The organism is Acinetobacter sp. V2 (assembly GCF_001188385.1).
Classification (GTDB): Bacteria; Pseudomonadota; Gammaproteobacteria; order Pseudomonadales; family Moraxellaceae; genus Acinetobacter; species Acinetobacter oleivorans.
In genome coordinates this window covers 1,139,225-1,141,592 of record NZ_JZFB01000001.1, presented here as the reverse complement: position 1 = coordinate 1,141,592, position 2,368 = coordinate 1,139,225, and the positions used below count along the sequence as shown (strand labels likewise).

The window sequence follows — 2,368 nt, the reverse complement described above, 5'->3', positions numbered from 1 at the left end:
GAAATAGTTAAGCTAGCAGGATCTTCTTCTTTTAGAGGGAAGTTGTGTAAGTGCTGAAAATTCTTAAAAAATCCTAGAAGGATCTATAAGTTACTTAGATTTCTTATTCATAAAATATTCTTTTCTTATTCATTTAAAATATATAGAACAATCAGTAGCTTACTTTTTGTTCATTGTTTTTTTACCAAAAATTAAAAAAATATAAAATACTAAAAGTGATGGTAAACTTTAACTAATGAAAATCTATAATTTTTTTAGTAAAACTAACAAAAGCTAGATAGAAGTATCGAAAATCGATATAAAAAGCATGATAAACCATAAAAATTTTTATAATTGAGAAATTCATCAGAAATTGAATTATTAATTGATATTTAGAATGAAAGTTATGTTAGTGTTTTTGTTGTTTTTTTGTATTATGCGCCGTAAGTAGAGTAAAAAAAATAACGCTTTGAAAAAACAATCAGAAAAGCTAGTGATTGTGATGGGGAAGGCTAGTTTTTACATCTATTAATTTTATTGGCGTAATGTAAAAAGGTTTTTAACCATGAAAAAGTCTCTCATTTTATCAGTAATTACTTTGGGTTTAATGTCTATCAATGCGGCAAATGCTGCAACTGCAACAGGTACTTTGACTGTTAAAGCAACAATTACAAATAGCTGTGTATTGAATACTTCAGCTACAGGTACAACAGCTAACGCAGTTTTAGATTTTGGTACTTTAAGTTCTCTTGCGAGCAACGTAGATGCAGACACCACAACGACAGGTGGTACTGCAATTAAAGTTTTATGTAACAACACTGTGCCATGGACTTTGGCTTTCGATGCCGGCAAAAATGCTCAAACGACTCAACGTCGTATGATCGGTGGTGCAACCAGCAACGAATTTATTCCTTACAACCTTTTCTCTGACACTAACCGTGCAACAGCAATTGGTATTGCAACAACTGCATATAGCGGTACAGGTACTGGTGCGCCACAAACAGTTAACGTCTATGGTCGTATTCCAGCTGGCTCAACTTTACCAAGTGCTGGTAGCTATGTTGACACAGTAACAGTAACAGTGACTTATTAATTTTTAATAAGTTTTATTGTGTCATTGCTAGCTCTTGATTTAGAGAGCTAGCCTAATTTGAGAAAAGTCGTTCTGGGCAAATCATGAGAAAAAATATCTTTGTTACTACAAGTTTATTGTTATTTTTGCCTAGTATGCTGAATGCTGCATCAATTCGTCTTTCGCCTGTAAGTGTTGAAATATTAAGCGATCAAGCTGCGTCCTCAATTAGCTTATATAACCAGTCAAATGAAAGCAGTGATTTACAGGTACGTGTATTTGAATGGCGCCAAAATGCTGGGCAAGATCAATTAATACCTACAGATGAGATCGCGGTTAGTCCACCATTTTTAAAATTACAACCTAATGATTCTTATAACTTACGTGTAGTTAGAATTAATCCAGTACCAGTTTCTGGTGAACAAACCTATCGTATAATTATTGATGAACTACCAAAACCGATTGATAACCGTAAAGTAGATCAGGGAGTTAACGTACTATTACGTTCGTCATTGCCTTTATTTGTAGTCAATAAAGACGCAATTACTAAACTTACTTGGTCAATACAACAAGAGCAAAATAATTCTTCTCTTATAATTAATAATATTGGAAATCGACATGCGCTTTTAAGCAATTTAACGCTTGTTGATACAACAACGAATAAAAGCTATGCCATTAAAGTAAATACGGTGAATGGTTATATTCTTGCTGGTAAAGCAAGAAATTTTAATATTAGCCCTGATTTTAAATTTCAAGCGGATCATAAATATAATATTTCATTGAATATTAACGGTAAGCAAACATCTCTTTAAAGAGGCACACATGAAATATCTCGTAAGTGCCTTATGTGTTATGTACTTGCCGATTCATGCTTTTGCTGAATCATTGCAAGATAGCACCAATGCTGCTTTACCAAGTATTCCAGAAGTTACAAACTCTTCTCATCAGGTATTCATCTCTGATAAGGCGTACACACAGCTTTTCTTAAAGATTTCTATTAATTCGAGTATTTCAACAGATTTGATCTCGGTTCGCCAAGATCAAGATAGAAAGCTGTATATCCGTTCTCGTGACTTAAAAGTTTTAAGGGTGAAAATGGATGAACAGACTCCTGATAACCAATGGGTGTGTATTGATGAATTAAAAGGAATCCGGTTTAAATATTTAGAGAATGAACAGGCTCTAAATTTACAAGTTCCGTCTAACATATTGACGGATTATTCAGTTGACTTAAATGGCCAGCAGATCACCAGCCCTCATTTGCTAAAAATGAAGCCCTTAAACGCAGCTATTCTGAACTACAGTTTGTATAACACT

The 2,368-nt window shown here is 33.5% G+C and carries 2 protein-coding genes and 1 pseudogene; all 3 read left to right on the top strand.

All coding sequences use genetic code 11. The features are described 5' to 3' along the window. Positions 1-544: 544 nt before the first annotated feature. Positions 545-1,072: a spore coat U domain-containing protein gene (locus UC75_RS05190; protein ID WP_049836917.1), complete on the top strand. Its 528-nt coding sequence runs from the start codon at positions 545-547 to the stop codon at positions 1,070-1,072. Positions 1,073-1,155: 83 nt separating this feature from the next. Continuing rightward, entirely contained in the window at positions 1,156-1,863 is a 708-nt protein-coding gene (locus UC75_RS05185; RefSeq protein WP_049836916.1) for a molecular chaperone, read from the top strand. Between the two features lie 40 nt (positions 1,864-1,903). Continuing rightward, positions 1,904-2,368 (top strand): annotated as a pseudogene (locus UC75_RS05180) (fimbrial biogenesis outer membrane usher protein); the annotation flags it as partial.

Excerpts from the sequence above, each read along its gene's own strand:
- UC75_RS05185 (WP_049836916.1), top strand. The coding sequence starts at position 1,156 with ATGAGAAAAAATATCTTTGTTACTACAAGTTTATTGTTATTTTTGCCT.
- UC75_RS05190 (WP_049836917.1), top strand. The coding sequence starts at position 545 with ATGAAAAAGTCTCTCATTTTATCAGTAATTACTTTGGGTTTAATGTCT.